The organism is Wolbachia endosymbiont of Drosophila baimaii (assembly GCF_028982185.1).
GTDB classification, from domain to species: Bacteria; Pseudomonadota; Alphaproteobacteria; order Rickettsiales; family Anaplasmataceae; genus Wolbachia; species Wolbachia pipientis.
Window position 1 is genome coordinate 1 of sequence record NZ_JAPQLE010000132.1, and the last position, 1,795, is coordinate 1,795.

The following is a 1,795-nucleotide window of genomic DNA, read 5'->3' on the forward strand; positions in this document are numbered from 1 at the left end:
CATATTTTTTCTTCAACAGTTAAATGGCCATTTATAATGAATTTTGTCAGTAACTGCCAGTTCTTTTCACTTGAGCGATGCAACAAAGCCCACTGGGATCCAGAAAACTTTATTATAAACGAGCACACTATACAAGGAGATTATGAAACACGCATCTGAATTTTTAAATTTCATCCAAGAAAGAGGGTACCTATACCAATGCACAAACATTGAAGGACTAGATCAGTTATTATTGCAGAGCAATTATATAGTCGCATACATTGGGTTTGATTGCACAGCACCAAGTCTTCATATTGGTCACCTAATGCATATTATGATGTTCCGTCACCTGCAAAAATTTGGTTACAAGCCGATAGTCTTACTTGGAGGTGGCACAACAAAAATTGGTGACCCATCCGGTAAGGATAAAGCAAGAAGCTTCTTATCTATCAAGGATATTAGCGAAAATATATCTAGTATAAAGGAAACATTGGAGAGAATGGTATCTTTTGATGATGAAAAGACTGGTGCAGTTATAGTAAATAATGCAGATTGGTTAGATAACATAAAATACATAGATTTTTTGCGTGACATAGGAGCGCATTTTTCGGTAAATCGCATGCTAAGTTTTGATAGTGTGAAAACTAGGCTAGATAGAGAGCAAACCTTAAGCTTCTTAGAATTTAATTACATGTTATTGCAGGCTTACGATTTTACTGAATTAAACAAAAAGTATGACTGTCGTTTGCAGGTAGGGGGATCAGACCAGTGGGGAAATATAGTAAATGGGATTGAACTGGGAAAAAAATTAAACTTGCCTGAGCTGTTTGGCCTTACCACGCCTCTTTTATTAAATGCACAAGGAAAAAAAATGGGCAAAACTGAAAGTGGAGCGATATGGCTCGATGGCAATATGCTAAAACCTTACGATTATTGGCAATATTTTCGCAATGTTGATGATCAAGACGTCGGACGTTTCTTGAGATTGTTCACTGATTTGTCAATTGATGAGATCAAAAAGTTAGAATCCTTAAAAGATCAGGAAATAAATGAAGCAAAAAAAGTTTTGGCAACAGAAGTGACAAAAATATGTCACGGTAACAAAGAAGCAGAACTTGCACAATCTGCTGCAGTCTCTGCTTTTGAGAATGAGGATAGCTCACTACTTCCTGATTACATTATAAAAAAAGAACAAGTTGCAAGCGGCATATCCTTAGTAGACCTACTACATGACACCGGTTTTGAACCTTCAAAAGGCGCTGCAAAGCGTTTAATACAGGGCAATGGGTGCAAAGTTAATGATAATATTATAAATGACATTAACTACATAATAAATCCCGAGAGCTTTAAAGATCAATCATTCATAAAATTATCTGCAGGAAAGAAACGCCATATTAAAGTTATGGTAGATTAGATCTCGAAGTAAGAAAACAAATTTTATACAAGTGAGAAATTAGATATGGAGCAAATTTTCAAAATTCGAGAATTATGTATAAAACAACTGGAAAGGTAGTAGAAAGCGAAATTCTATTATATATAGCTAAAGTGGCTTAGGTTTACCTACAATTTGAAAAACAACAAATTCGTCATTCCGCTACTTGTTAGCGGAATCTATACCGCGAATGAATCCATAACTGTACGGGCATTGCAATTTAGGCCTACCAGGAGGGCAATGCCTCTTATCCAAGTACCCTCTTCTTGTCATCCCAGTGCTTGACACTGGGATGGCTTTGTTGCATCGCTACTTATGAAAGGCTAACTATAGTTAGGATTATAAGCAACCTATTGAAAATCTTGTTTTTTTGCAATCAATCTG

At 35.9% G+C, this 1,795-nt stretch carries 1 protein-coding gene; it reads left to right on the forward strand.

What is annotated here, in order from left to right; genetic code table 11:
* Positions 1-142 precede the first annotated feature (142 nt).
* Positions 143-1,393, forward strand: coding sequence for a tyrosine--tRNA ligase (tyrS, locus tag OZD66_RS04770; protein ID WP_182367628.1), 1,251 nt, complete (start codon positions 143-145; stop codon positions 1,391-1,393).
* Positions 1,394-1,795 lie beyond the last annotated feature (402 nt).